The following is a 25,644-nucleotide window of genomic DNA, read 5'->3' as shown; positions in this document are numbered from 1 at the left end:
AAGTATGTTATAATAGTAGGACTGTCAGAATCGTAATATAGGAGCACATCATGACTATCACTGGTATCGTTGCTGAGTTTAATCCTTTTCATAATGGGCATGAGTATTTGTTGTCACAGGCTGAAGGGGTCAAGATTGTTGCCATGTCTGGGAATTTTGTCCAACGTGGTGAGCCTGCGGTTGTGGACAAATGGACACGCGCGGAAATGGCTCTGCGAAATGGCGCTGATTTGGTGGTTGAATTGCCATTTTTGGTGGCTGTTCAGTCAGCGGATTACTTTGCACAAGGTGCGGTGGACATTTTAGAGAGCCTTGGTGTGGATAACTTGGTATTTGGGACAGAAGAAAATCTGGATTATCAACACTTTTCACAGATTTATGCGGATAATCAACAGAAAATGGTGGATTACTTGCAAAATTTACCAGATAATTTGTCTTATCCACAGAAAACGCAGAAAATGTGGGAGACATTTGCTGGTGTCAACTTCACAGGCAACACGCCAAATCATATTTTAGGGCTTTCTTATGCCAAAGCTTGCGCAGGAAAATCAATCAAGCTTAGTCCAATCATGCGTCAGGGAGCTGGTTATCACTCGCTTGAGACTGATGTCGCATTTGCTTCCGCGACAAATTTGCGTATCCACAGACAAGACAAAGCTTTTGTGGATAAATTTATGCCGCAAGCTGACCTTTTCCTAAGCGCCCCTCAAGTGACTTGGGAGAATTATTTCCAATTGCTCAAGTACCAAATCGTGACAAACCCTGATTTGACAGGAATTTTCCAGGTTAATGAAGAGTTAGCCAGCCGTATCCGCTCTGCTATTCGGAGCGTAGCGACTGTGGATGAATTGGTGGATAAAGTCGCCACAAAACGCTACACGAAGGCTCGAATTCGTCGCATTTTGACTTACATTTTGGTCGGAGCTGTGGAAAAACCATTGCCAGAAGCGGTTCACGTGCTTGGATTTACCGAAAAGGGGCAAAAGCACCTCAAAACGGTGAAAAAATCTGTGGATATCGTGGCTCGAATCGGTGCAAAACCGTGGGATGTGGTAACGCAACAAGCCGACCAAGTCTATGCGCTAGGAAATCCACAAATTCAAGAGCAAAACTGGGGAAAAGTTCCAGTGATAATAAAGAGGTAAGCGATTACAAGTAAAGGCTTCATTTTTTCTCTTGACCCTAACGTAACGTTATAGCCTATACTTATCACCGAGAGGAGCTAGTACATGAAAACAGTAAAAGAGATGAGTCAGATATCAGGCATTAGCGTGCGCACCTTGCATTATTATGACCAGATTGGTCTTTTAACTCCCTCTTTTATTGGGGAAAATGGCTATCGCTTTTATGATATGGACGCATTTGAACGCTTGCAAGAAATTCTTCTGTTTCGTGAGCTAGAATTTCCTCTTAAAAAAATAAAGGAAATCCTGTCGGACACAAGCTATGACAAAGAAGAAGCTTTATGCGAGCAGATAAAATGGCTCGAATTGAAAAAAGAGCATTTGGAAAAAGTTATTTGTCATGCCAAGTCCTTGCAGGAAAATGGAGGAAACATGATGACATTTACGGCTTACGACAAGTCAGAGTTGGAAGCTTTTCAAAGAGAAGCTAAAGAACGTTGGGGAACAAGGGAAGCTTATCAAGCATTTGAAAAAAATCCACAGACTGATTTTTCGGTCATTACGGAAGAAATGGCAGCGATAATGAGAGACTTTGCAAAGCTAAAAGAGCATTCTCTTTCTGATGGCAAGGTTCAAAAACAAGTTGAAACTTTACAAAGCTATATTAGTGAGCATTTTTACCCATGTGATATGGAGATTTTGTCAGGTCTGGGGCAAATGTATATTGCGGATAATCGTTTCACAGCTTTTATCGATAAAGCGGCAGGTCAAGGGACAGCTAGTTTTGTCAGTTCTGCCATTGCAGAATATGTTAAAAATAGATAATTTTAAAACCAAGCTTTGAGAAAATAAGCCAATTAGAATCGGAAAATAAGCGCTTACATAAATAGACTTAAAACTGGGCTTTTGTTGAGCTCAGTTTTCGCTTTTAATTTTTAGGAATATTTTACACAGCCTTGTCAAAGTGCTATAATAAAAAGGATTACGAATTTAGCTTTGCTAATTCAGTAGTTCAATGATTTGGCTATTTTATTGGTCAAATCACTTAATCATGCTAAAATAAATAAAAATCTTTACAAAGGAGACTACCCATGGGACGTAAGTGGGCCAATATTGTTGCCAAAAAAACTGCCAAAGATGGTGCTAACTCAAAAGTTTACGCTAAATTTGGTGTTGAAATCTATGTTGCTGCTAAAAAAGGTGAACCAGATCCAGAATCAAACTCAGCTTTGAAATTTGTACTTGAACGTGCAAAACAAGCGCAAGTACCAAAACACGTTATCGACCGCGCTATCGATAAAGCAAAAGGTAATACAGACGAAACTTTCGTTGAAGGTCGTTACGAAGGATTTGGACCAAACGGTTCAATGATTATCGTTGATACTTTGACAAGTAACGTTAACCGTACTGCTGCTAACCTGCGTACTGCATTTGGTAAAAACGGTGGTAACATGGGAGCATCTGGTTCAGTTTCTTACATGTTCGACAAAAAAGGGGTTATTGTCTTTGATGGTAACGATGCAGACAGTATTTTTGAACAATTGCTAGAAGCTGAAGTTGATGTTGAAGATGTTGAAGCAGAAGATGGTGTAGTAACTGTCTACACAGCTCCAACTGACCTTCACAAAGGTATCGAAGCTTTGCGTGCTAACGGCATCGAAGAATTCAAAGTTACTGAACTTGAAATGATTCCTCAATCAGAAGTAACTCTTGAAGGTGAAGACCTTGAAATGTTTGAAAAACTTATTGACACTCTTGAAGATGACGAAGACGTTCAAAAAGTTTACCACAACGTATCTGATTTCTAATCTGATAGTATAAAAGAAAGAGACATTCAGTCGAAAGGCTGGGTGTCTTTTTTGGTTATAGCTAAAGCCTATCTCTCTGATAAAAAATAACTATTGGTAATCTTTGGGGATTTGGTTTACAATATTTCTAACTTAGAAAGTGGCTTCTTATAATTGATAGAAAGTGGCTTCTTATAATTGATAGAAAGTGGCTTCTTATAATTGATAGAAAGTGGGGTACTTGTATGGAGAAAGTTGTTGTTGGCATTTCAGGAAATATCAAAGAACTTCCAGCACGCTCTGGTTTGCCATATGATGTGGTATCAAGAAGTTTATCTGACGGGGTCAAGGAAGCTGGGGGACTTCCGATTGTTATTCCTGTTGCTAGTCCAGACTTGGCTAAAGATTACATCGACATGATTGATAAACTAATCCTATCAGGCGGTCAAAACGTAACGCCTGAATTTTATGGTGAAAGAAAATTAATTGACAGTGATAATTATAGCTTGGAACGTGATAAATTTGAGCTGGCTTTGATTAAAGAAGCTTTGAAGCAAAAGAAACCAATTTTTGCAGTTTGCCGTGGTATGCAGCTGCTTAACGTTGCTTTGGGTGGAACCTTGAACCAAAAGGTTGAAAACCACTGGCAAAAAGAGTTTTCAGGGACATCACAAGAAGTAGAAATTTTGCCTAACAGCCGCGTTAGTGAGCTAGTTGCTAATGGTTCTTGGGTCAATTCATTCCACCAACAAAGTGTGAAAGAGTTGGCGCCGAGCTTGGTGGCGACAGCACGTGACCCACGTGACGGCACAATTGAAGCTTATGAAAGTAAGGATGGAGCCCCCATTTTAGGCTTCCAATGGCATCCAGAATTACTGTTAGAAAAAGCAGAAGGTCGGAAGATTTTTGAATATTTAGTACAGCAACTGTAGTTTTAGTAGAGTTTGAGGTATGAAAATAGAAAAAAAGTTTATTAGGATTAACTATTTTATTAAGTGCAGGACTGACAGTTCATGTTGAGGCAGCTGATCAGAAAGCTGTCGTTGCCACAGCAGGGGATATCAAACCTTTTTCTTATCAAAATACTAAAGGTCAACTGACTGGCTATGATATTCAAGTGATTAAATCAGCTAGTAGGTATATTGATGGCTATGATATTAGTTTTAAAAAGACTGCTTGGGATTCCATTTTTGTCGGGCTCGATAGTGAAATTTACCAAGTAGCTGCTAATAATATTTCTTATACCAAAGAACGTGCTAGTAAGTATTTGTACTCTGTTCCAATTGCTAAAAATCCTTTGGTTTTAGTTACTAAAAAAGACTCTAAGATTAAATCTTTAGATGATATTGGTGGTAAAAAGACACAAGATGACACTGGGACATCAACTGCAAAATTTGTTGATGATTGGAATAAGAAACACAGTGATTCGCCATCAACGATTGATTATTCAGGTGAGGACGTTGCAAAACGCTTATTAGACTTGGATAGTGGAGAGTTTGATTATTTAATTTTTGATAAGATATCCGTTAACACGATTATTAAACAAAAAGCTTTGGATTTAAAAGTGATTGATTTACAAACGGATGATAACCCGAATAATTATATTATTTTTTCAAGTGACAGTGGTAAATTACAAGGAGAATTTAATAAGGCGGTTAAAAAGCTTTATGATAATGGCACTTTAGAGAAGTTGAGTAATAAATATTTGGGTGGTAGTTACTTACCAGATAAGCAAGCGATAGAGGAGTCAAAATGACATCAGATTTTTATACTAAATTAGCTGCGGTTCGTCGTAGAATTCATGCACATCCAGAAATTTCGGAGAATGAATTTGAGACGACTGCTTTTTTGAAGGAGTATATTTCAAAGTTGGGCATTCGTATCCTTGAAACAGATTTACCAACGGGTTTTATTGCCGAAATTGGGCATGGTAAGCCCGTTATTGCTTTGCGTGCAGATATTGATGCTCTTCCTATCAAAGAGAAGAATACCTTTGATTATGCCAGCCAGAACAGCGCTATGCACGCTTGTGGGCATGATTTTCACCAGACTAGTCTTTTAGGCGCTGCTGAGATTTTAAAAGCAAAAGAAGAGCAGCTAAAAGGAACTGTGCGCTTGATTTTTCAGCCAGCTGAAGAAGTGTCAGTTGGTGCCTATCAAGTGATTGAAAATGGCGGTCTTAAGGATGTTTCAGCTATTATTGGTTATCATAATTATCCTCATTTGAAACCTGGAGAAATCGGGCTGCGCTCAAAAGCTATCATGGCAGCCGTCGATAAGTTCAAAGTGACCGTTAGTGGGGTGAGTGGGCATGCGGCTCGCCCTGATTTTGGTACAGATACGGTTCTTGCTATCACAACAATTGTTAATAATGCGCAAGCTATTATCAGCCGTACAGTCTCTCCTTTTGAGTCAGCTGTTTTGTCGGTAACACATATTGATGTGGGAAGTACTTGGAATGTTATGCCTGAATCAGGCTATTTTGAAGGAACAATGCGCTCATTTTCACCAGAAACTCGCCAGCACTTGCGTGATGCTTTCACTAGGGTTGTGGAAAATACAGCTGATCAATTTAATGCGTCAGTCGAGATTGAGTGGGGGAGAACCCCAACGGTGACCTTTAACGACGAAATTTTGACACCTCTTATTTTTGAGCATTCAAAACAATTTGCAAAAGTCGTAGAAGTGGAACCACTCACCATAGGGGAAGATTTTGCAGCTTATCAAGAGAAAATTCCAGGTGTTTTTGCCTTGATTGGAAGTAATGGTGATGCTGATGCGGCAGACCTTCATCATGATACATTTACGGTAAAAGATGAGGCTCTTCCAACGGCTGTTCAGTATTTTGTGGAAAATGCTCTTTATTTCTTAGATTATTTTGCAAAGACACAAAAGGCCTAGGGTGATAAGATTTCTTTATCGCGGTGATAGAATTTAAGTATTTGTTAAGAAGCTTATCTGATGTTAAGATGTAAACAACTCTAAAAAAGAAGGTAGGAAACGATATGACATTAGTTAAAAAAATGATAGGAATAACAGGACTAGCACTAGCATCAGCTGCTTTTTTAGCAGCTTGTTCATCGGATCCCTCTTCAAAGGCCTCTTCTGGTAAAGAAGCAGTGACCTTTGCGACAGTAGGGACAACGGCTCCATTTTCATACGAAGAATCTGGGAAATTGACTGGTTATGATATCGAGGTGGCAAAAGCTGTTTTCAAAGATTCTGATCAATATAAAGTGAATTTTAAGAAAACAGAATGGTCATCTATTTTCACAGGACTTGATTCTGGGAAATATCAGCTTGGCGGCAATAATATCAGTTATACCAAAGAACGTTCAGCTAAATACCTATATTCTTATCCTATTGGTTCAACCCCATCGGTTCTAGTGGTGCCAAAAGACTCTGATATCACGTCTTACGACGATATAGCAGGACATTCAACGCAAGTTGTTCAAGGGACAACAACAGCAGCGCAGCTTGAAAAATTCAATACAGAAAATGATAGCAAGCCTGTTGAACTTAACTACACTAATGAAAATATCACTCAAGTTTTGACAAACTTGAATGACGGTAAATTTGATTTCAAGATTTTTGATGCCCCAACGGTAAATACTATCATTAAAAATCAAAAATTAGATAATTTGAAAACCATCGAATTGAAATCTGATGAACAACCATTTATTTATTTCATTTTGGGACAAGATCAAAAAGACTTGCAAACATTCGTTAACAAGCGCTTGAAAACCTTGCAAAAAGATGGCACTTTGTCAGAATTAGCACAAAAATATCTTGGCGGAGATTATACACCAACTGCTAAAGACTTAAAAGTTCCATCGGAAAAATAATTTAGTTATAGTTTAAAATTATAACTAAACCTTGATTTTAACAATTTGAAACCTATAACTAATTAGGTTAGAATGATATCACGAGTTAAAGGAGAGAGGAAATAGATATGAAATTAAAAAAATTACTTGGATTAGCTAGTGTAGCTCTTGCATCAACTGTATTGTTGGCCGCTTGTGGTGGTTCTTCAAAATCTGCTTCAGATGATTCAAAACTTAAAGTTGGTATCATGACTTTGGATGATGCAACTGAACCACTTTGGGATAAAGTCAAAGAATTGGCTAAAGACAAAGGCGTGGAAATCGAATTGGTTGAGTTCACTGATTACAACCAACCAAATGAAGCTCTTCAAAATGGTGAAGTTGATGTCAATGCCTTCCAACACAAATATTTTTTGAACAACTGGAACTCTGAAAACAAAGGAACTTTGGTAGAAGTCGCTGACACACTTCTTAGCCCAATCCGTATCTTCTCAGGTACAGAAAATGGCAAAGCTAAATACACTGATATCAAAGACATTCCTAACAAAGCAACTATCTCAGTTCCAAATGATGCTTCAAACGAAAGCCGTGCCCTTTACCTTCTTCAATCAGCTGGTTTGATTAAATTGGATGTTGATGGCAAAGAATTGGCAACTATCAAAAACATTTCATCAAATCCAAAAGATTTAGATATCAAAGAAGTTGATGCTGCGCAAACGGCTTCAACATTGTCATCAGTTGATGCAGCTATTGTTAATAACTCATATGCTCAAGCAGCAAAAGTTGATTACAAAACAACACTTTACAAAGAAGCAGTTGACAAAAACTCAGATCAATGGGTCAACGTTATTGCAGCTCAAAAAGATTGGAAGAAATCTGACAAAGCTAAAGCTATCAAGACTTTGATTTCAGTTTACCAAACTGACGAAGTTGGTAAAGTCATCCAAGATGCTTCAAATAACGTTGATATCCCAGCATGGAAGGGTGCAAAAGTTTCTTCTAAAGACTGAAGGATTTTATTGAAGATTTAGAACTGGCGTGTGTGAAACACGCCATTCTCTATTTTTAAAAACAACAGAATATGGTAGAATATGATGTTGGAAAGTTTTGAAAATTGTTTTAAAATGATAGAATTGATAAAACAATAAGTGAGTAAATCTTGAGGAGTTGAGTAAGAGTTATGACAAAACCGATTATTAATTTGGAGCATATCGACATTACTTTTCATCAGAAAAGACGTACTGTAGAAGCAGTAAAAGATGTTTCGATTGCTATTAACAAAGGTGATATTTATGGGATTGTTGGTTATTCTGGGGCAGGAAAATCAACATTAGTACGTACGATTAATCTTTTGCAAGCCCCAACAGCAGGGAAAATCACAATTGGTGATGATGTTACTTTTGCCGATGGTAAAGTTCAACTAAAAGGAGCTGCCCTTCGTCAAAAACGTCAAAAAATTGGGATGATTTTCCAACATTTTAATTTAATGGTGCAAAAAACAGCGCGCCAAAATGTGGCTTTTGCGCTTCGCCATTCAAAATTATCAAAAGAAGAAAAAGACAAAAAAGTCACTGATTTGCTTGAATTAGTAGGCTTGTCAGATCGTGCTGAAAATTATCCGTCACAATTATCAGGTGGTCAAAAACAACGTGTGGCAATTGCGCGTGCGTTAGCGAATGACCCAGAAATTTTGATTTCTGATGAATCAACATCTGCACTTGACCCAAAAACAACAAAACAAATTTTGGCACTTTTGCAAGAATTGAACCAAAAACTTGGTTTGACAGTAGTTATGATTACTCACGAAATGCAAATCGTCAAAGATATCTGTCACCGTGTGGCCGTTATGCAAAATGGTCACTTGATTGAAGAAGGATCAGTTCTTGATATCTTCTCAAATCCTAAAGAACCATTGACGCAAGAGTTCATCAAAACAGCAACTGGTATTGAGGATGCCTTGGTTAAAATTGAGAAACAAGCTATTGTACAAAATCTTCCAAAAGATGATTTACTTGTTCAATTGAAATATGCTGGAACATCTACTGATGAACCAATTCTTAACCAAATCTACAAAGAATTTGAAGTAACTGCCAATATTCTTTACGGAAATATTGAAATTCTTGATGATACACCAGTTGGTGAGATGATTGTTGTCTTGTCTGGTGATGCTGATGCTCTTGCAGGTGCACAAGAAGCTATTCTTGCTGCGGGAATTGAATTAACAGTATTGAAACGAGGTGCCTAAATGATTGAATGGATTTCTACAAATATGCCTGATGTTTACCGCATTGGCTGGGAAGGGACAAATTCTTGGTCAGATGCCTTTTCAGCGACTATTTACATGACAGGTTGGTCTTTTGTCATTGGTGGTCTTTTAGGACTTGTTATGGGCTTGTTTTTGGTTCTAACAGGACCAAATGGCGTTTTGAACAATCGTTTTGGTTTTAAGTTTTGGATATTTTCACGTCAATTGTTCGTGCCATTCCATTTATCATCTTGCTTGCGATTTTAAAAGGTTTCACTTATGCTCTTGTTGGAACTAACCTTGGTAAAACAGCGGCTTTGATTCCACTGTCTGCGGCAACATTTGCCTTCTATGCTCGTCAAGTCCAAGTAGTCTTTTCTGAAATGGACAAGGGAGTTATCGAAGCGGCACAAGCTTCAGGTGCGACACTTTGGGATATTATCAAGATTTACCTTAGCGAAGGTTTGCCAGAATTGATTCGTGTGTCAACTGTGACTCTTATCTCACTCATCGGTGAAACAGCAATGGCTGGTGCCATCGGTGCTGGTGGTCTTGGTTATATTGCTATTTACTACGGATACAACCGTTCAGCAACGGATGTCACAATTATCGCGACACTATGTATCTTGGTTCTCGTCTTTATCATCCAATTTGTCGGTGATTTCTTAACCAAGAAACTAAGTCATAAATAATATTGGAAATAGAAAAAAGGAAGTTTCAATTGAAACTTCCTTTTTGGTCTTATTAAGCTTTTTTAGTCTTGTGTAGGATAAATCCAACAATGAACCCAATGATAGCAAAGCTAATCCATTCAAGTGAGAACTGTCCGAGTGGAACAAATCCATTGAAGAAATTCACAAGGCTTTCTGGTAGGCTGAAAAGTCCAGTCATTTTAGCAAGTGTTGAGATGGCATCGTAAAGAGCAGGAGTGGCTGCAAAGCCAATGGTAATTTGGTAAACGATGCGATCTTTCTTGAAGAATTTTGATAGCAAAGCCAAAAAGATAATAACAACTGTTAATGGATATAGCAAATATAGTACTGGAAGTGACCATTTAATTAATTCAGTAAGGCCACCAAAGTAGAAGAATAAGGCAATTAAAGTGAAAAGAGTTGCCCAAGTGACGTGAGAAACTTTTGGTTGCAATTTGTGGAAGTACTCTGCACAGGCAGTAATCAAACCAGTTGCTGTTGTTAAGCAAGCAAGGAAAATAGCTGCAGCAAGAATGATTTGCCCGATGCTTCCAAGATAGAAGTGAGCAGCTTGGCCTAAGATGTTACCTCCATCGATTGCTTCACCTTTAAACATAAAGTGTCCGTTAGAAAAATCAAAGAGATTTTGTGATGAAGCACCAATACGAGCCACAAAGATATAAATAAGAGCAAGTAGTACAGTAGCGATTAGTCCTGATTTGAAAGTAAGTGTAGCAACTTCAGCTTTTCCTTTTGCTCCGTGTGATTTGCTAGCGTCGATAACAATGATGGCAAAGGCTAGTGAAGCAAGGGCATCCATTGTTCCGTAACCCTGGATAAGTCCAGCAACGAATGGAACATCTTTAAAAGCGTTACTGATATCACTGGCAGCGTTATAAGCTGTTCCAATATCACCAGCCGGTTTTACAAATGAAGCTACGACTAAAATTGTGATGGTAATCAAAAGTGCAGGTGTTAGGTATTTCCCGATACGGTCTGCGATTTTATTTGGTTTAATCGCTAAGAAGTAAGAAATACCAAAGAAAACCAAACCGTAGACTACTTTAGCAATCAGATTGTCACCAAAAATAGGTTCAATACCGATTGAAAATGAAGTAGCACCCGTTCTTGGAATGGCAAAGAATGGCCCAATTGATAGATAAAGTGCGATTGAAAATAGTAAAGCATAGTGGCGAGAAACTGGACGTGCAAAATCTTCAATATCACTCGCACCTGAGTAGGCTACTGCGACTACCCCTAAAAGTGGTAGTGTCACACCAGTTAAACAGAAACCAAGAATGGCTAACACAAGGTTACTTCCGGAATATATTCCTAAAAAGGCTGGATAAATCAGATTACCTGCCCCAAAGAATAAAGCAAATAACATGAAACCGATGATAATATAGATATTTTTGACAGGTTTCATTAATGTCCTCCTAATAAACAAATAAGATGATATTTTGCTTAGTTAAACTCTCTCATTAAGCAAAATAATGTGCAGCTTATTATATCGAACTCCAATTCTAACGTCAATAGAAGAAAATTGCTATTTTTTTGCTAAAAAGCTGACATTCGTTGTTATATCAAGGAGGAGCCATGTTAGAAATAATCACAAAATTTTCAAAAAATTGAAAAAATCCGCAATAAAAGTGCTGTCATGGCATAAAAACTGCCATAATTCGTTTGACGAAGTGCTTGTTTTATATTATGATTAAAACCGTTAATATTTTTTTGAGGAGCTACCATGAAACGATTTATTAATGTTTGGAATAGAACTAGTCTCATCAAACGAATCATCATTGGTGTTATTCTTGGATTTATTTTAGGAATGACTCTTCCTAAGGTTTCAGCTATTGGTATCCTAGGTGATTTGTTCGTTGGTGGGCTTAAAGCGGTAGCGCCATTACTTGTCTTTGTTTTGGTTGCTAGCGCATTGTCACAAAATGAAAAGGGACAAAAGACCAATATGTCAACGATTATTGGACTTTATCTTGTTGGGACCTTAGCAGCTGCCCTAGTAGCAGTTGTGGTGAACTACTTTTTCCCAATCACTCTGACCTTGGATACTGCCACGCAACCAAAATTGTCATCTCCTGAAGGAGTTGGGCAGGTTTTCCACAGTCTTCTACTACAAATGGTTGATAACCCAATTAATGCATTGGGAACAGCTAACTATATCGGTGTATTGACTTGGGCTGTTATTTTTGGTCTTGCTTTTAGAAATTCAAATAAAGAAACGAAAGAGCTTTTACAAACTATCGCTGATGTTACGTCACAAGTGGTTCGTTGGATTATTAATTTAGTACCATTTGGTATTTTAGGCCTTGTCTTTAAAACAATTTCAGATAACGGGGTTAAGATTTTAGCAAACTATGGTTTCTTGATTTTAGCTCTTGTGGGAACAATGCTTTTTGTAGCTTTAGTTATTAATCCATTTATTGCTTTTCTCTTCATGCGCAAAAATCCATATCCATTGGTTTTCCGTTGCTTGAAAGATTCTGGATTGACAGCCTTCTTCACACGTAGTTCTGCAGCTAACATTCCCGTTAATATGAAACTTTGTGAAGAGTTAGGCTTGAACAAAGATACTTACAAGGTATCTATCCCACTTGGTGCTACAATCAATATGGGTGGTGCTGCCATCACAATTAATGTTTTGACACTTGCTGCGGTTAATACGCTAGGCATTCACGTCGATTTTCCAACAGCTTTATTGCTTAGTATTTTATCTGCTGTGTCTGCTTGTGGAGCATCAGGAGTTACTGGAGGCTCACTTCTTCTAGTACCAGTTGCATGTAGCTTGTTTGGTATTTCAAACGACCTTGCAATGCAAGTAGTTGGTATCGGATTTATTGTTGGGGTTGTTCAAGACTCATGTGAAACAGCCCTAAACTCTTCAACAGATGTTCTCTTTACAGCAGTTGCTGAAAAATCTGTTTGGGGTAAAAAGAAAAAAGTTAATTAATACTAGATAGCTGGGCGAAAGCTCGGCTATTTTTTATATAAAGCTCTTTTATGACTAGTTCAAACAAATAAGCGTCTTTAAAATGTCCTTTATTTGTGGTAAAATAAAACGGCGTTAAATAAGGTTTCTAAAGCATTATACTTAGAAAAATAGATAAGTTTATTATAAAGGAGAATAAGTCATGAAAAATAATTCAATCAAGACTGTTGTGGCTACAGGGATTGGTGCTGCACTGTTTATTATCATCGGAACATTGGTTAATATTCCAACACCAATTCCAAATACAAATCTTCAATTGCAATACGCAGTGGTTGCTCTATTTGCTGTTGTTTATGGTCCAACTGTTGGATTCTTTTCTGGCTTTATCGGACATGCTTTGAAAGACGCTCTTCAATATGGTTCACCATGGTGGACATGGGTCCTTGTGAGTGGTTTGATTGGTCTAGCTATCGGACTTGTGGCTAAAAAAATCAAGATTGAAAAAGGTCAATTAACTGAAAAAGATTTGGTATGGTTTAACAGTGCACAAATCCTAGCTAATGTTATTGGTTGGGGCATCATTGCACCGTATGGTGACATTTTGATTTATAGTGAACCAGCAAGTAAAGTCTTTACTCAAGGTATTCTATCAGCTGCTATTAATAGCTTGACGATTGCTATTGGCGGGTCATTGCTTTTAGCCGTCTACTCAAAAACACGTACACAATCAGGTAGTCTAACAAAAGATTAATTTTTTTGAAAAGTAGGGCTAGGAGTTCTGTTTTGGCTATCACATAGCATTCTAGTATTATGCGGGCTCGCATGCGAGCCGTTTTTAACGGGGTAGGATGATAAGGTTATCCTACTCTTAATCATTTTTTAGGAGAAAATTCATGGAGCCCCTTATTCAGTTTAAGGATTTCACTTTTAAATATGATGCTCAAGCAGAGCCGACCTTAAAATACCTTAATCTATCTATTGAGAAAGGACAGAAGATCTTGATTGTTGGACCGTCGGGATCAGGAAAATCAACCATTGGACAGTGTTTAAATGGGATTATTCCAAACATTAATCATGGTGAAAAAAGAGGTCAATTGACCATTGCAGGCAAGGATGCTTTTGATTTGTCGATTTATGACAAATCGCATCTTGTGTCTACGGTCTTGCAAGACCCAGATGGCCAGTTTATTGGCCTAACAGTGGCAGAGGATTTAGCATTTGCGCTTGAAAATGACTGTCTTCCGTTGGATCAAATGACTGACAAGATCAATTATTGGGCTAATAAGCTCGATTTAACGGCATTCCTAGATAGCCGTCCACAGGATTTATCGGGTGGTCAGAAGCAGCGCGTGAGCTTAGCAGGTGTTTTGATTGATGAAAGTCCAATTTTACTTTTTGATGAACCACTATCTAATTTAGATCCTAAATCTGGGCAAGAAACGATTGAACTGATTGATCGTATTCACCAAGAAGGGCAAACGACAACGATTATTATTGAACACCGTCTTGAGGATGTGCTTTATCGTCAGGTGGATAAAGTTATTTTGATTAATGATGGTCAGATATTATTTGATGGGCATCCAGATGATCTTCTAAAGACTAACTTGTTGGTTGAAAATGGAATTCGTGAGCCTCTTTATGTGACAGCTTTGAAAGATTTAAATGTCGATGTGACCAAAGCAGAGCATTTGTCAGATTTAAGTCAGTTAGATTTATCGGATATTACCGTGGCTGGTTTAAGTCAATCAGCAAATACAGTGCCAAAAGACCCTATTTTAGAAGTGAAGCAGCTAAAGTTTAGTTATCAGGAAAATCAACCGATTTTAAAAGATATTAGCTTTGCTATTCATAAAGGTGAACGTATTGCCATCGTTGGGAAAAATGGTGCAGGAAAATCAACCTTAGCCAAAGCTCTTTGCCAATTCATCAAACCAACAGCAGGTGATATTTGCTATCAAGGACAATCAATCATGGAAGATTCTATTAAAGAACGCGCTGAGAAAATCGGCTACGTCCTTCAAAATCCAAATCAGATGATTAGTCAAACTATGATTTTTGATGAGGTTGCATTAGGTCTTCGCTTACGTGGGGTGAATGAGCAAGAAGTTGAAAAACGTGTTCTTGAGACCTTAAAAGTTTGTGGTTTGTATGAATTTAGAAAATGGCCGATTTCAGCTTTATCATTTGGACAGAAGAAACGTGTGACCATTGCTTCTGTTTTGGTTATGAATCCAGAGATTATTTTATTGGATGAGCCAACAGCTGGGCAAGATAAACGCCATTACACTGAAATCATGACCTTCCTCAATCAGCTAAACAAAGCTGGACACACTATTATCATGATTACGCATGATATGCAGCTGATGTTAGAGTATTCAGACCGTAGTATTGTGGTGAGCGATGGGAAAATCATTGCAGATTGTTCCCCAGTTGCCCTTTTTTGTCAAGCCGAAGTATTGGAAAAAGCTAATCTGAAAAAAACAAGTCTTTTTGACTTGGCTGAAAAAATCGGTATTAACCCGATTGATTTGACGCGTTATTATATTAAACAGCAAGGAGGATGCAATGGCTAATCATTTTATTGGTTATCAAAGTGGTCAAAGCTTCCTATACCACTTATCTGGAGCTAGTAAATTAATCTTCTTCATCTTGGTATCAGTAGCTTGCATGACAACTTATGACACACGCTTGATTGCACTTGTTGCTGTGACTTCACTTTTGTTATTTAAATTGGCAAATATTCGCTGGAAACAAGTATCATTTGTGATTAAGTTCATTGGCTTCTTTGCGCTTTTGAATGTGATAATGGTCTATTTATTTGAACCAAGTTATGGTGAGAGTATATACGGTGCTAAAACGGTCTTATGGCAAGGTTACGGTCGTTTCTATCTAACTAGTCAGGAATTATTTTATCTCTTTAATTTGGCCTTAAAATACTTCTGTACAGTACCTTTAGCAGTTCTATTTTTGATGACAACGCACCCTAGTCAATTTGCTTCAAGCCTTAATCAAATTGGTGTTCCTTATAAGGTGGCTTATGCCGTTAGTTTAACACTACGCTACATTCCAGATGTTCAGGAAGAATTTTACATGATTCGAATGTCTCAAGAAGCGCGAGGACTTGAATTATCTTCAAAAGAGAAATTGATGAAACGTATTAAAGGAAATTTACAAATTGTGATTCCTTTGATTTTCAGTTCTCTTGAACGTATTGACACGGTTTCAACAGCGATGGAGTTGCGCCGTTTCGGGAAAAATAAAAAGCGTACTTGGTACACTTATACAAATTTCACTTCAGCAGATATTATGACAATTGTTTTAGCTGTTTTGATTGTGGCAGTGACATTGTTACTTTTTAAATGGAATCATGGTAGATTTTACAATCCATGGCAATAAAATAGAAAAGCGTAATGCTCTTTAGAGCATTACGCTTTTCTGTTTATTTTAAGTAACCAAGGTAATCGAATTTTTCAAAGGTATCATCACTGGCGATTGCAATGACTTCTGTATCAGCTTCAAATGCTTTGTTGGGATCGATGTGAGTATCGATAGCTGATGATGTTGTTTGACGAGTGCCAATGATATTGATTTCGTATTTGTTTCGAATATCTAGTTGAATTAGATTTTTACCAACCCAAGAATCTGGAACAGAAAATTCTACCATGGCTAATTTTTCTTCCAAGTGAACAATGTTTTCGATGTGGTGGCGAAGCATATTGGCAGCGACACGTTTACCTGAGTCACGTTCTGGCATGATGACTTTGCTAGCCCCGATACCGTAAAGAACTTCTTCATACGTTTTGGTTTTAGCTTTAGCAATGATATTTTTCACACCAAGTTTCTTACAGTGCATTACCGCTAGAACAGATGATTCGAGGTTATTACCAGTAGCGACCACGACAGTGTCACATTGGTTAATCCCAAGAGCTTTCAAAAAGTCAATGTCAGTAATGTCTCCAACGGCAGCTTTTTTGACCACGTCAGAAACATTTTGAACAAAGCTTGGGTTGACGTCGATTGCGATAACGTCTTGTTCAAATTTACTAAGTTCTTTGGCGACATTTCGTCCGAAAATCCCAAGGCCAAGAACACCAAATATTTTTTTTCGCATAAATTTCCCTTTCTAACCGACGGTAATATTTGTCTGTGCGTATTGAATATCTTTTTCTTTCTTTTGAAGTAGGCTAAGAAGAACGGTAAGCGGACCGACACGTCCGATAAACATCATAGCCATGATAATAAGTCTTCCACCAGTTGATAATTGTGGTGTTAAATCCATGGAAACCCCGACCGTAGCAATGGCAGAGACAGCTTCGAATAGCAGTGCCAAAGGGTCGTGATGTGGTTCTAGTTGAAGAAGAAGCACATAGCCAACAATTAAGACTGAGAAGAAGAAAATCAGAACTGTCAACGTTTGTTTGATGACACGATTTGGAATAATGCGGTGGCGGAAAGTTACTTCTGTTTGACCAGCTAATTCTGATTTAAAGAGTAAGAAAGTAATGGCTACCGTTGTCACTTTCACCCCACCAGCAGTACCGCCTGGAGCACCACCGATAATCATCTGAATTATGTAGAGGATGTTAGTGGCGGGATGAGTGTCCAGATAAGAAATGGTTGCAAAGCCAGCGGTCCTCATTGTGACCGCTTGAAATAAGCTAACCATAAATTGCTGGAGTAGATTGTATTGCCCAATGGTTTTAGGGTTATTAGCCTCGATAAGCCAAGTTAGCACTGTTCCTAGAAGTAAGAGAACAGCTGTAGTGGTAAGCACCAAGCGTGTTTGATTGCTTAGTTGGCGTGTAAAAGTTTTGAAGCGATATGGTCTATCCGCAAAGAAGTGCTTGATAGCTCTTTTGATATCAACCCAAACAGCAAAACCAATCCCCCCAGAAATAATCAAAGCCATAAAGAGTAGATTAAGCAGTGGATTGAGAACAAAAGGTTTTAAACTATCTCCACCAAGGTTATCAAAACCAGCATTACAAAAAGCAGAAACTGCAAGGAAGATAGCATTGAAAATTCCGTGTCCCAGTCCGAATCTCGGAATAAAATCGATGAGAAATAGCGCTGCAATCAAGCTTTCAATAATAAAGGTAATCTTATAAACGTTGAACAAATAACGTTTAAGGTGACCACTATTGTCATAACTAAGGGCGGATTGTAAGATATGTTGTTCAGATAAGTTCATCCTTTTTCTAAGGATATAGGTACTAACGGCAAGCAAGGTTACCAATCCAAGACCACCAATTTGCATCAAAATGACAGCAATGACTTGTCCAAGACCGTTGTAAACATCAGCCACAGGAAAGACCGATAAACCAGTCACACAAACCATCGAAACCACTGTAAATAAGTGGTCAAGATATCCTGTTGCTGGGGCGTTTTGGTAGTGGGTAATAGGAAGTGATAACAAGATGCTTCCTATCAAGATGACAATCAAAAAACTAAAGGTTAACCGTTGAGTGCCAGATAGCCGTTTTAAAAATCTAGTCAATTGAAATATCCCTTTCTATAAAGATAGCAATTAAGTGGCTATTATAGCAAGCCACATCGTCCCATTAAAGAGGTTTTTTATTTGGCATACCCGCTTTTCGTGGGTATTTGTTTGGTGTTTCTTTTTTCTTTTCAAGAATAGTGATTTGACGACTATCACCATTTGGTAATTCATAGTGATAGTTTTCAATAAGTTTTGAAAAGAGGACGGACATAGCATTTTTAGCATCAGCTAATTCTTCTTCGGCAGCAGAAGCTTTAAGTGCAATCAATTGACCGCCGACTTTCAAGAAAGGAATAGTTAATTCTGTTAGAACTTGAAGACGGGCAACAGCGCGTGCTGTTACGATATCATAGCTAGCGCGAAAAGCCTTATCTTGTCCATAATCTTCAGCGCGTCCATGGTAGAAGTGAACACCGTCTAAACCAAGTTCATCAGCCAAACGATTAAGGAAATTGATGCGTTTGTTTAGTGAATCGATGATTGTCACATCAATAGCTGGGCACAAGATTTTGATAGGAATACTTGGAAAACCAGCTCCAGCTCCAATATCCAAGAGGCGAACATCTTGGTTAGTGATTTTGCCTTGCAAAACAGGTGCAATAGAATCGTAAAAGTGTTTAAGATAAACGCCTTCTTTGTCAGTGATGGCTGTCAAATTGATTTTTTGATTCCATTCAACCAAAAGCTCGAAGTAGCGTTCAAATTGTTTCTTTTGAGTATCAGTCAAGTCAAATCCTTGCTGACGAAGTTTGTCATAAAATTCTTCAGGTGTCATATTGTTTGTTTAAAGAAAGTGATTTAAACTCCTTTTCTTTAATTGTCCTTTCCATTTCAATCTATATCACCTTATTTTACCATAAAAAGTTTTGGAGTGATATCTATGACCTGTTTTGGATACGGTCAATTTTAGCAGACTTTAGCTAATTTCTTTTAGATTGTGATGAAAATTGATATAATGGTTTTGAAAAGATTTAAATCGTTTTCGTGGGAAGCTTTTTACCTAGAGCCTTGGGGTTAGAAAGCTTAATTCAGTTAGAATGGGTGTCATACCCGAGGAGGAATTTATGATTTTTATTATTATTGCTATCATTGCCGTCCTAGTACTCTGGGGAGTTACTGCTTATAATGGACTTGTGAAAAGCCGCATGCAAACCAAAGAATCTTGGAGTCAAATCGATGTTCAATTGAAACGTCGTAATGACCTGATTCCAAACTTAATTGAAACAGTTAAAGGTTATGCTGCTTATGAAGAAAAAACATTTGCTAAAATTACAGAATTGCGTAGCCAAGTAGCACAAGCACAAAGCCCTGCAGAAGCAATGCATGCTTCAAACGCTCTTACAAAACAATTGTCAGGCTTGATTGCTGTTGCTGAAAATTATCCTGAACTTAAAGCAAATAATAGCTTTATTAAATTGCAAGACGAATTGACAAATACTGAAAATAAAATTTCTTATTCACGTCAATTGTTCAACACAACTACAGCAAACTACAACGTGAAGTTGGAAACATTCCCAACTAATATTATTGCAGGTCTTTTCGGATTTAAACCAAGCCAATTTTTGGAAACACCTGAAGATGAAAAAGAAACACCAAAAGTATCATTTGATTTTTAATCAATTCAAAAAATAACTTTTAAGACAAGTTATCTTAAACGAAAGGAATATAAAGAGTCTCTTTAGGTGGTTCAATGAGCTTAGAGAGACTCTTTCATTATAAGAGAAAATTATGTTATATGATCAAATTGCCAGCAATAAGCGCAAGACAGTTGTTTTGCTCTTTGTCTTCTTCTTGATTTTAGCAGCTATCGGTGCAGCAGTTGGATACCTTTGGTTAGATAGTTTAAGTTTTGGTGTTGTCATTGCTCTGATTATCGGTGGTATTTATGCAGTGAGCATGATTCTTCAATCCACTAATGTCGTCATGGCAATGAATAATGCGCGTGAAGTGACTGAAGAAGAGGCACCACAACTTTATCATATCGTTGAAGATATGGCTATGGTTGCACAAATTCCAATGCCACGTGTCTTTATTGTTGAGGATGAGTCGCTTAATGCTTTTGCCACAGGGTCAAGCCCTGAAAATGCTGCCGTGGCAGCAACAACAGGTTTGTTAGCTTTGATGGATCGTGAAGAACTTGAAGGAGTTATCGGACACGAAGTTAGCCACATTCGAAATTATGATATTCGTATCTCAACAATTGCTGTCGCTCTTGCTAGTGCTGTGACAATGATTGCAAGCTTTGGAAGTCGTATGATGTGGTTCGGTGGAAGTAATCGCCGCCGCTCTAATGATCGTGACGAAGGAGCTATGGGGATTATTGTGCTCATCTTGTCTTTGATTTCGCTTTTCTTGGCACCACTTGCTGCTACCTTAGTTCAGCTTGCCATCTCACGTCAACGTGAATTTCTTGCCGATGCTAGTTCTGTGGAATTAACACGAAATCCAGAAGGCATGATTAAGGCTCTTCAAAAACTTGAAGACTCATCACCAATGCATCATCCGGTGGACCAGGCTAGTGCTGCCTTGTATATTAATGACCCACTTAAAAAAGGTGAACGATTTAGTTCACTCTTTAACACCCATCCATCTATTGCCGATCGAATCGATCGTCTTCGTCATATGTAAATGGTAAAAGCTCACAAGTTATTGTGAGCTTTTATCCATTATTCATAAGAATTCTAATATAATGAATTTGACATCAATATCATAAAGACAAGAGCTAAAAAAGCTGGTATAATGGTAAGGAAATTTAAAAGAGGTAAAATAATGATGATAGCTATTTCAGAAATAAAGAAAAATACTGAGGGGATTGCTTTTAATGAATCTTTGAATATTAAAGAAAAATTAATGCAACGCTCAAGCGAAGTTTTAGATGTCAAAGCAGTTTCTGTAAACGGAATTGTTTCATACGATGATGGATTGTACCTATTGAATTATCGATTGGATTATACAATTACTTTACCATCAAGTCGTTCAATGCAACCTGTCGATGTTCATCAAGTTGAAGACGTTTCAGAGGTCTTTGTTGAGTCAGCTGACCTTCACGCCAAAGAAGACTTGGTCAAAGAAAATCTTGCTTTAGTATTAGAAGAGGATGTTATTGATTTAGAAGAAAGTGCGATTGATAATATTCTTTTAACAATTCCTATGCAAGTCCTGAGTGATGAAGAACGTCAATCAGATGACATGCCATCAGGACAAAATTGGTCTGTCATGACAGAAGAACAATACGAAGCATTACAAGATGAAAAGAAAAAAGAAAACAACCAATTTTCTGCTTTAAATGGCTTGTTTGAGGATTAATATAATTTTTATTAAAAAGATAAAATTTTCTTGAATTATCGTTTATACTTTGATATACTTTTAGGGCAATATAGTATACTTGGCTGAGTAGGTCATTTTTGAGAATTGTATTAAAAAGGGATAGAGTGATGGATGGATTCTTTCTCATAAATTGATCGAAAATTAAAACGGTAACGATAGCTGTGTACTAGGCAATTATTAGATTTTATAATCTTTACATTAAATAAAAGGTTGGTGACAATGAGTAAAAAGATTTTAATTATTGAGGATGAAAAAAATCTTGCACGCTTTGTGTCTTTAGAATTACAACATGAGGGGTATTCAGTAGTTGTTGAGACAAATGGACGTTTAGGGCTTCAAACTGCATTGGATGATGATTTTGATTTGATCCTATTGGATTTGATGTTACCTGATATGGACGGATTCGAAATTACACGTCGTCTTCGTTTGGAAAAAGACACATCAATTATCATGATGACTGCTCGTGATTCTATTATGGATATTGTTGCTGGTCTCGACCGTGGCGCAGATGATTATATTGTAAAACCATTTGCTATTGAAGAATTACTTGCTCGTGTTCGTGCAGTATTCCGTCGTCAAGATGCTAATTCTAAACAAGACAAAGAAGGTCAAGCAAAAGAAGGTCTCTTAGGTCTTCGTTTGAACCCACAAAATCGTTCTGCAGTTCGTGGTGATGATGAAATTTCATTAACAAAACGTGAATACGATTTGTTGAGCGTGCTTCTTTCAAATGTTAATCGCGTAATGACACGTGAAGAACTTTTGGCAAGTGTTTGGCGTTATGATACAGACATCGAAACAAATGTCGTGGATGTTTACATCCGTTACCTACGTGGTAAAATTGATATTCCTGGTAAAGAATCATATATCCAAACAGTTCGTGGAATGGGTTATATTATTCGAGAAAAATAATGATAAAGTACTTTAAAAAGTCATTATCTAAAAAGATTTCCTTAACGTCTCTTCAGTGGGTTTTGGTTATTTTATCGGTCTTCAACTTGCTTATTTATTTTGGGGTAACTCAGATATTTCTTGAACGAGACCGTTACAATACCGAACAAGCCACTGAAGTTGTTAGGGAGTTTTTGTCTAAAGAAACTTCTTTAACAGAAGAAAAATTATTAGACTTGTTGGAACAGTACAATGCTACAGGTTCACTTGTCGAAGAAGGTAATAAAACTTATATCTTTGATAAGCAGGGTGGCATTGATGACTTGGTTTTTGATAATCAAGATGTTTCCATTTTTAATAAAAATAAACAATTAGTTTTGACAACCAATAAAGTCTTATCAACAATAAAAATTGGAAAAGTTGGTGAAACGATTAAACATCGTTCATCAGCTTTTAATGGTTTTTATCAAAGTGAAAAAGTTTATTTCAAAGATAGCCGTGAAGTTATCGGCTATGTAACGGTTTACCAAGACCCTACGACCTATTATATGGCGCGTCATGTTTTGGTTGTGATTTTGTTGGTTTCTGAACTGATTGAAGCTTGTTTGATTTTTAAAATGTTACTGGTGGTTTCTCATCGTTCCCTAAAGCCTTTAAGAGAGTTTCAAGCGTTTATAGATGAACTTTCTGAAAATCCAAGTGATTTGGCTTTAAGGTCAGATATTAAATCTGGTGATGATATTGAGAGATTATCAACGACTTTTGATAATATGTTAGAGCAAATCGAAGGTTATGCAAGACGTCAGACGCGCTTTGTTAGTGATGTGAGTCATGAATTGCGAACACCGATTGCTGTTATTAAAGGGCATCTAGGTTTGCTTCAACGTTGGGGAAAAGACGACCCTGAAACATTGTGCGAAAGTCTTGATGCTGCTTACCATGAAGCTGATCGAATGTCGATTTTGGTAAATGATATGCTTGATATGGTTCGTGTTCAAGGAAGTTTTGACCTTCATAAAGGTGAAATTACTGATTTGAAACAATCTATTGACCTTGTGTTAGGGAATTTCCGAATCTTGTATCCTGATTTTCGTTTCTCTTTGACATCGACGATTGATGATTGTATCTATGCTGAAATTTACAAACATCATTTTGAACAAGCTATTTTGATTTTAATTGATAATGGTGTTAAATATTCTTCAGGTAGTAGAAATATTCATGTGACTTTGGATGTTTTAGGAGAGAATGCGATTGTAAAAGTTCGTGATGAAGGTGAGGGAATTTCACAAGATGACCTTAACCATATCTTTGAACGTTTCTATCGCACAGATAAGTCACGTAATCGTGTTTCGACACAAGGTGGGCTTGGAATTGGCTTAGCCATTCTTAAGCAAATCGTAGATGCTTATAACCTCAAAGTTAGTGTTAGCAGTGTGGTTGACGAGGGAACTGAGTTTACTTTAGTTATCCCTAGGGTTATGGCAAAATAACATTAAAAGACAGACTGAGCTCTCTTCTCGGTCTGTTCGTTTTTCTAATGAAGTATGTCATGATATTTTGTTAGAAAAGGGAAAGCGACAACTGAACCGGCTTGGACTGGTATTACTTTCATAATGAGTGAATTTATGTTAGAATTAAGTATTAGAATAATTGGTAGAATGGGGTGTTTGTATGCGTTGTCCAAAATGTAATTATAATAAATCGAGTGTCATCGATAGCCGTCAAGCAGAGGATGGTAATACGATTCGACGACGCCGAGAATGTGAAAATTGTCATGCACGTTTTACAACCTTTGAACGCGTTGAAGAACTACCCTTGTTAGTCATTAAAAAAGACGGAACGCGTGAACAATTTTCTCGAGAAAAAATCCTAAATGGTATTTTTCAAAGTGCACAAAAACGTCCAGTATCAAGTGATGATATTGAACAAGTGGTATCTCGTATCGAACAAAAAGTTCGTAGTGAATACGAAAGTGAAGTTCCGAGTACTGTGATTGGTAATCTGGTTATGGATGAGTTGGCAGAACTTGATGAAATTACTTATGTTCGCTTTGCCTCAGTTTATAAATCATTTAAAGATGTTGATGAGATTGAGGAACTTTTGCAGCAAATTACGAATCGTGTGCGTAGCAAAAAGAAAAGAAGTAAGCTAAATGAGACCGATTGATGAATTTTCTTATGTCAAAAACAATAAGGTTTTGTTGGATTCTGATAGTCTAAGTCAGCTATATCATCCTGTTATCGGGAACCATGCTGTGCTTTTGTATGAGTATCTGCTTGCTTTCTTTGATGATGGTATCAAACGTCACAAGTTTAGTGAGATTTTGAATCACTTACAGTTGAGCATGCAAGAAGTCGAGGAAGCTCTGGCTATCTTAACCGCAGTAGACTTACTGGTTTTATACCAAACACGAGATGCTTATGTTTTGAAATTACAACCAGCTTTAAATCGTGAAACGTTCTTAGCTAATGCAATTTACCGTCGTTTATTAGAACAACGGATTGGCGATGTTGCGGTGGCTGAGTTGGATGTGGTTCTGCCTGATGGTGCGCGTGATGTTTCTAAGAAGTTCTCTGATATTTTTTCAGTAGATGAAAATCCAAAAGTGCCTAAGACAGTGTCAAAAAACCATTTTGATTTGGACAGTTTTGAGCGTTTAATGTTACGTGATGGTTTGCAATTCAAAGATGAAAAAGCTGATGTAGTTAAGATTTATAGCCTAGCTGATAAATACATCATGAATTGGTTTGACATTTATCAATTGGCAAAAAGTACGGCTATTAATGGCAAAATTTCGCCACAACGAATGACGGTACAGCTTGAGCAGAAAAAAACAGCTAATAACCAAACCAAAGAGCAATTTGATGCTAAAGAACAAGTGATCATCAGAGAAGCTAAACAAGCTTCTGCCAAGGAATTTCTTGAAAAAATCAAAGCACCCCGTCGTGCTGTGGTTACTGAAAGTGAGCGAAAAGTTTTAGAAGAACTGGCTAATATGGATTTCCTAGATGAAGTCATTAATGTGATGGTTCTTTACACTTTGAATAAAACGCAGTCAGCCAATATCAACAAACCTTATATCATGAAGGTGGCAAATGATTTTGCTTACCAAAAAATTACGACAGCAGAAGCGGCTGTTCTTAAGATGCGTAGTTTCACGCAACGAAATAAAGAACGCAAAGCTAAAGCAAAAGTGACTAAAACTAATGTTCCAGAATGGACAGCAAAAGAATACAAACATGTTGCTACAGTTGAAGAAAAGGCAAAACTTGAAGAGCTTAGACGTAGCATGTTAGAAGATTAAGGAGTG

At 37.5% G+C, this 25,644-nt stretch carries 24 protein-coding genes and 1 pseudogene; 21 read left to right on the top strand and 4 right to left on the bottom strand.

The window, feature by feature from the left end; all coding sequences use genetic code 11:
- Positions 1–50: 50 nt before the first annotated feature.
- The 10 genes and pseudogenes from STRINF_RS09610 to STRINF_RS09565 all read left to right on the top strand — a co-directional run bounded on the left by STRINF_RS09610 (position 51) and on the right by STRINF_RS09565 (position 9,672).
- Positions 51–1,145 (top strand): nucleotidyltransferase, encoded by a 1,095-nt coding sequence (locus tag STRINF_RS09610; protein ID WP_006532940.1) that lies wholly within the window; start codon positions 51–53, stop codon positions 1,143–1,145.
- A gap of 84 nt (positions 1,146–1,229) precedes the next feature.
- Positions 1,230–1,949, top strand: a complete 720-nt coding sequence (locus STRINF_RS09605) for a MerR family transcriptional regulator (protein WP_006532939.1) — start codon at positions 1,230–1,232, stop codon at positions 1,947–1,949.
- 266 nt (positions 1,950–2,215) lie between these two features.
- On the top strand, positions 2,216–2,932 hold the full coding sequence (locus STRINF_RS09600) for a YebC/PmpR family DNA-binding transcriptional regulator (RefSeq protein WP_006532938.1): 717 nt from the start codon (positions 2,216–2,218) through the stop codon (positions 2,930–2,932).
- 224 nt (positions 2,933–3,156) lie between these two features.
- Positions 3,157–3,843, top strand: coding sequence for a gamma-glutamyl-gamma-aminobutyrate hydrolase family protein (locus STRINF_RS09595; RefSeq protein ID WP_006532937.1), 687 nt, complete (start codon positions 3,157–3,159; stop codon positions 3,841–3,843).
- A 53-nt stretch (positions 3,844–3,896) separates the two neighbouring features.
- Positions 3,897–4,667, top strand: a complete 771-nt coding sequence (locus STRINF_RS09590) for an amino acid ABC transporter substrate-binding protein (RefSeq protein WP_043878460.1) — start codon at positions 3,897–3,899, stop codon at positions 4,665–4,667.
- The gene (locus STRINF_RS09585; RefSeq protein ID WP_006532935.1) at positions 4,664–5,812 is read left to right on the top strand and encodes an amidohydrolase; all 1,149 of its coding nucleotides are present in this window, start codon (positions 4,664–4,666) and stop codon (positions 5,810–5,812) included. The genes STRINF_RS09590 and STRINF_RS09585 overlap by 4 nt, the downstream gene beginning before the upstream one ends.
- Before the next feature lie 104 nt (positions 5,813–5,916).
- A complete protein-coding gene (locus tag STRINF_RS09580; RefSeq protein WP_006532934.1) occupies positions 5,917–6,756 on the top strand; it encodes an amino acid ABC transporter substrate-binding protein in 840 nt (279 codons plus the stop codon).
- Between the two features lie 107 nt (positions 6,757–6,863).
- Positions 6,864–7,745 carry a MetQ/NlpA family ABC transporter substrate-binding protein gene (locus STRINF_RS09575; protein WP_006532933.1) on the top strand — a complete coding sequence of 294 codons (882 nt, stop codon included), beginning with the start codon at positions 6,864–6,866 and terminating at the stop codon, positions 7,743–7,745.
- 170 nt (positions 7,746–7,915) lie between these two features.
- Positions 7,916–8,980 (top strand): methionine ABC transporter ATP-binding protein, encoded by a 1,065-nt coding sequence (locus STRINF_RS09570; protein WP_006532932.1) that lies wholly within the window; start codon positions 7,916–7,918, stop codon positions 8,978–8,980.
- Positions 8,981–9,672: pseudogene (locus STRINF_RS09565) on the top strand (methionine ABC transporter permease).
- A gap of 52 nt (positions 9,673–9,724) precedes the next feature.
- Here STRINF_RS09565 and brnQ read toward each other — a convergent pair.
- Positions 9,725–11,098, bottom strand: a complete 1,374-nt coding sequence (gene brnQ, locus STRINF_RS09560) for a branched-chain amino acid transport system II carrier protein (protein ID WP_006532929.1) — start codon at positions 11,096–11,098, stop codon at positions 9,725–9,727.
- Between the two features lie 318 nt (positions 11,099–11,416).
- On the opposite strand from brnQ, the gene sstT reads away from it, so the two are divergent.
- The 4 genes from sstT to STRINF_RS09535 all read left to right on the top strand — a co-directional run bounded on the left by sstT (position 11,417) and on the right by STRINF_RS09535 (position 16,012).
- Entirely contained in the window at positions 11,417–12,637 is a 1,221-nt protein-coding gene (sstT, locus tag STRINF_RS09550; protein WP_006532927.1) for a serine/threonine transporter SstT, read from the top strand.
- Between the two features lie 181 nt (positions 12,638–12,818).
- A complete protein-coding gene (locus tag STRINF_RS09545; RefSeq protein ID WP_006532926.1) occupies positions 12,819–13,367 on the top strand; it encodes an ECF-type riboflavin transporter substrate-binding protein in 549 nt (182 codons plus the stop codon).
- A gap of 142 nt (positions 13,368–13,509) precedes the next feature.
- The gene (locus tag STRINF_RS09540; RefSeq protein WP_006532925.1) at positions 13,510–15,189 is read left to right on the top strand and encodes an ABC transporter ATP-binding protein; all 1,680 of its coding nucleotides are present in this window, start codon (positions 13,510–13,512) and stop codon (positions 15,187–15,189) included.
- Complete coding sequence (locus tag STRINF_RS09535) at positions 15,182–16,012, top strand: energy-coupling factor transporter transmembrane component T family protein (RefSeq protein ID WP_006532924.1); 831 nt, start codon at positions 15,182–15,184, stop codon at positions 16,010–16,012. Before STRINF_RS09540 ends, STRINF_RS09535 begins: the two co-directional genes overlap by 8 nt.
- Before the next feature lie 43 nt (positions 16,013–16,055).
- Here the strand turns inward: STRINF_RS09535 and ktrA are convergent, their stop codons facing one another.
- The 3 genes from ktrA to rsmG all read right to left on the bottom strand — a co-directional run bounded on the left by ktrA (position 16,056) and on the right by rsmG (position 18,891).
- A complete protein-coding gene (ktrA, locus tag STRINF_RS09530; protein ID WP_006532923.1) occupies positions 16,056–16,727 on the bottom strand; it encodes a potassium uptake transporter gating subunit KtrA in 672 nt (223 codons plus the stop codon).
- A gap of 12 nt (positions 16,728–16,739) precedes the next feature.
- On the bottom strand, positions 16,740–18,113 hold the full coding sequence (locus STRINF_RS09525; protein ID WP_043878458.1) for a TrkH family potassium uptake protein: 1,374 nt from the start codon (positions 18,111–18,113) through the stop codon (positions 16,740–16,742).
- A gap of 64 nt (positions 18,114–18,177) precedes the next feature.
- Complete coding sequence (gene rsmG, locus STRINF_RS09520; protein ID WP_006532921.1) at positions 18,178–18,891, bottom strand: 16S rRNA (guanine(527)-N(7))-methyltransferase RsmG; 714 nt, start codon at positions 18,889–18,891, stop codon at positions 18,178–18,180.
- Between the two features lie 289 nt (positions 18,892–19,180).
- Here rsmG and STRINF_RS09515 point away from each other — a divergent pair, with 289 nt between their 5' ends.
- The 7 genes from STRINF_RS09515 (at position 19,181) to STRINF_RS09485 (ending at position 25,638) form a co-directional block, all read left to right on the top strand.
- Positions 19,181–19,732 (top strand): LemA family protein, encoded by a 552-nt coding sequence (locus STRINF_RS09515; RefSeq protein WP_014335211.1) that lies wholly within the window; start codon positions 19,181–19,183, stop codon positions 19,730–19,732.
- Between the two features lie 112 nt (positions 19,733–19,844).
- Positions 19,845–20,744: a zinc metalloprotease HtpX gene (htpX, locus tag STRINF_RS09510; protein WP_006532919.1), complete on the top strand. Its 900-nt coding sequence runs from the start codon at positions 19,845–19,847 to the stop codon at positions 20,742–20,744.
- Positions 20,745–20,885: 141 nt separating this feature from the next.
- Positions 20,886–21,422, top strand: coding sequence for a YceD family protein (locus tag STRINF_RS09505; RefSeq protein ID WP_043878457.1), 537 nt, complete (start codon positions 20,886–20,888; stop codon positions 21,420–21,422).
- A 240-nt stretch (positions 21,423–21,662) separates the two neighbouring features.
- Positions 21,663–22,355, top strand: a complete 693-nt coding sequence (locus STRINF_RS09500; RefSeq protein WP_006532917.1) for a response regulator transcription factor — start codon at positions 21,663–21,665, stop codon at positions 22,353–22,355.
- Complete coding sequence (locus STRINF_RS09495; RefSeq protein ID WP_006532916.1) at positions 22,355–23,824, top strand: sensor histidine kinase; 1,470 nt, start codon at positions 22,355–22,357, stop codon at positions 23,822–23,824. The genes STRINF_RS09500 and STRINF_RS09495 overlap by 1 nt, the downstream gene beginning before the upstream one ends.
- A gap of 181 nt (positions 23,825–24,005) precedes the next feature.
- A complete protein-coding gene (gene nrdR, locus STRINF_RS09490; RefSeq protein ID WP_006532915.1) occupies positions 24,006–24,500 on the top strand; it encodes a transcriptional regulator NrdR in 495 nt (164 codons plus the stop codon).
- Positions 24,487–25,638 carry a DnaD domain protein gene (locus tag STRINF_RS09485; RefSeq protein WP_006532914.1) on the top strand — a complete coding sequence of 384 codons (1,152 nt, stop codon included), beginning with the start codon at positions 24,487–24,489 and terminating at the stop codon, positions 25,636–25,638. Before nrdR ends, STRINF_RS09485 begins: the two co-directional genes overlap by 14 nt.
- Positions 25,639–25,644 lie beyond the last annotated feature (6 nt).

Source organism: Streptococcus infantarius subsp. infantarius ATCC BAA-102, assembly GCF_000154985.1.
Taxonomy (GTDB): domain Bacteria; phylum Bacillota; class Bacilli; order Lactobacillales; family Streptococcaceae; genus Streptococcus; species Streptococcus infantarius.
The sequence above is the reverse complement of the archived record's forward strand: the minus strand, read 5'-3'. Positions and strand labels throughout refer to the sequence as shown.

Bases quoted from the DNA above. Each gene is read 5' to 3' on its own strand.
- STRINF_RS09545 (WP_006532926.1), top strand. From the start codon at position 12,819: ATGAAAAATAATTCAATCAAGACTGTTGTGGCTACAGGGATTGGTGCT.
- STRINF_RS09575 (WP_006532933.1), top strand. From the start codon at position 6,864: ATGAAATTAAAAAAATTACTTGGATTAGCTAGTGTAGCTCTTGCATCA.
- STRINF_RS09535 (WP_006532924.1), top strand. From the start codon at position 15,182: ATGGCTAATCATTTTATTGGTTATCAAAGTGGTCAAAGCTTCCTATAC.
- htpX (WP_006532919.1), top strand. From the start codon at position 19,845: ATGTTATATGATCAAATTGCCAGCAATAAGCGCAAGACAGTTGTTTTG.
- STRINF_RS09595 (WP_006532937.1), top strand. From the start codon at position 3,157: ATGGAGAAAGTTGTTGTTGGCATTTCAGGAAATATCAAAGAACTTCCA.
- STRINF_RS09570 (WP_006532932.1), top strand. From the start codon at position 7,916: ATGACAAAACCGATTATTAATTTGGAGCATATCGACATTACTTTTCAT.
- STRINF_RS09515 (WP_014335211.1), top strand. From the start codon at position 19,181: ATGATTTTTATTATTATTGCTATCATTGCCGTCCTAGTACTCTGGGGA.
- STRINF_RS09600 (WP_006532938.1), top strand. From the start codon at position 2,216: ATGGGACGTAAGTGGGCCAATATTGTTGCCAAAAAAACTGCCAAAGAT.
- STRINF_RS09540 (WP_006532925.1), top strand. From the start codon at position 13,510: ATGGAGCCCCTTATTCAGTTTAAGGATTTCACTTTTAAATATGATGCT.
- STRINF_RS09605 (WP_006532939.1), top strand. From the start codon at position 1,230: ATGAAAACAGTAAAAGAGATGAGTCAGATATCAGGCATTAGCGTGCGC.
- STRINF_RS09585 (WP_006532935.1), top strand. From the start codon at position 4,664: ATGACATCAGATTTTTATACTAAATTAGCTGCGGTTCGTCGTAGAATT.
- nrdR (WP_006532915.1), top strand. From the start codon at position 24,006: ATGCGTTGTCCAAAATGTAATTATAATAAATCGAGTGTCATCGATAGC.
- STRINF_RS09505 (WP_043878457.1), top strand. From the start codon at position 20,886: ATGATGATAGCTATTTCAGAAATAAAGAAAAATACTGAGGGGATTGCT.
- STRINF_RS09500 (WP_006532917.1), top strand. From the start codon at position 21,663: ATGAGTAAAAAGATTTTAATTATTGAGGATGAAAAAAATCTTGCACGC.
- STRINF_RS09610 (WP_006532940.1), top strand. From the start codon at position 51: ATGACTATCACTGGTATCGTTGCTGAGTTTAATCCTTTTCATAATGGG.
- sstT (WP_006532927.1), top strand. From the start codon at position 11,417: ATGAAACGATTTATTAATGTTTGGAATAGAACTAGTCTCATCAAACGA.
- STRINF_RS09495 (WP_006532916.1), top strand. From the start codon at position 22,355: ATGATAAAGTACTTTAAAAAGTCATTATCTAAAAAGATTTCCTTAACG.
- STRINF_RS09580 (WP_006532934.1), top strand. From the start codon at position 5,917: ATGACATTAGTTAAAAAAATGATAGGAATAACAGGACTAGCACTAGCA.
- STRINF_RS09485 (WP_006532914.1), top strand. From the start codon at position 24,487: ATGAGACCGATTGATGAATTTTCTTATGTCAAAAACAATAAGGTTTTG.
- rsmG (WP_006532921.1), bottom strand. From the start codon at position 18,891: ATGACACCTGAAGAATTTTATGACAAACTTCGTCAGCAAGGATTTGAC.
- ktrA (WP_006532923.1), bottom strand. From the start codon at position 16,727: ATGCGAAAAAAAATATTTGGTGTTCTTGGCCTTGGGATTTTCGGACGA.
- brnQ (WP_006532929.1), bottom strand. From the start codon at position 11,098: ATGAAACCTGTCAAAAATATCTATATTATCATCGGTTTCATGTTATTT.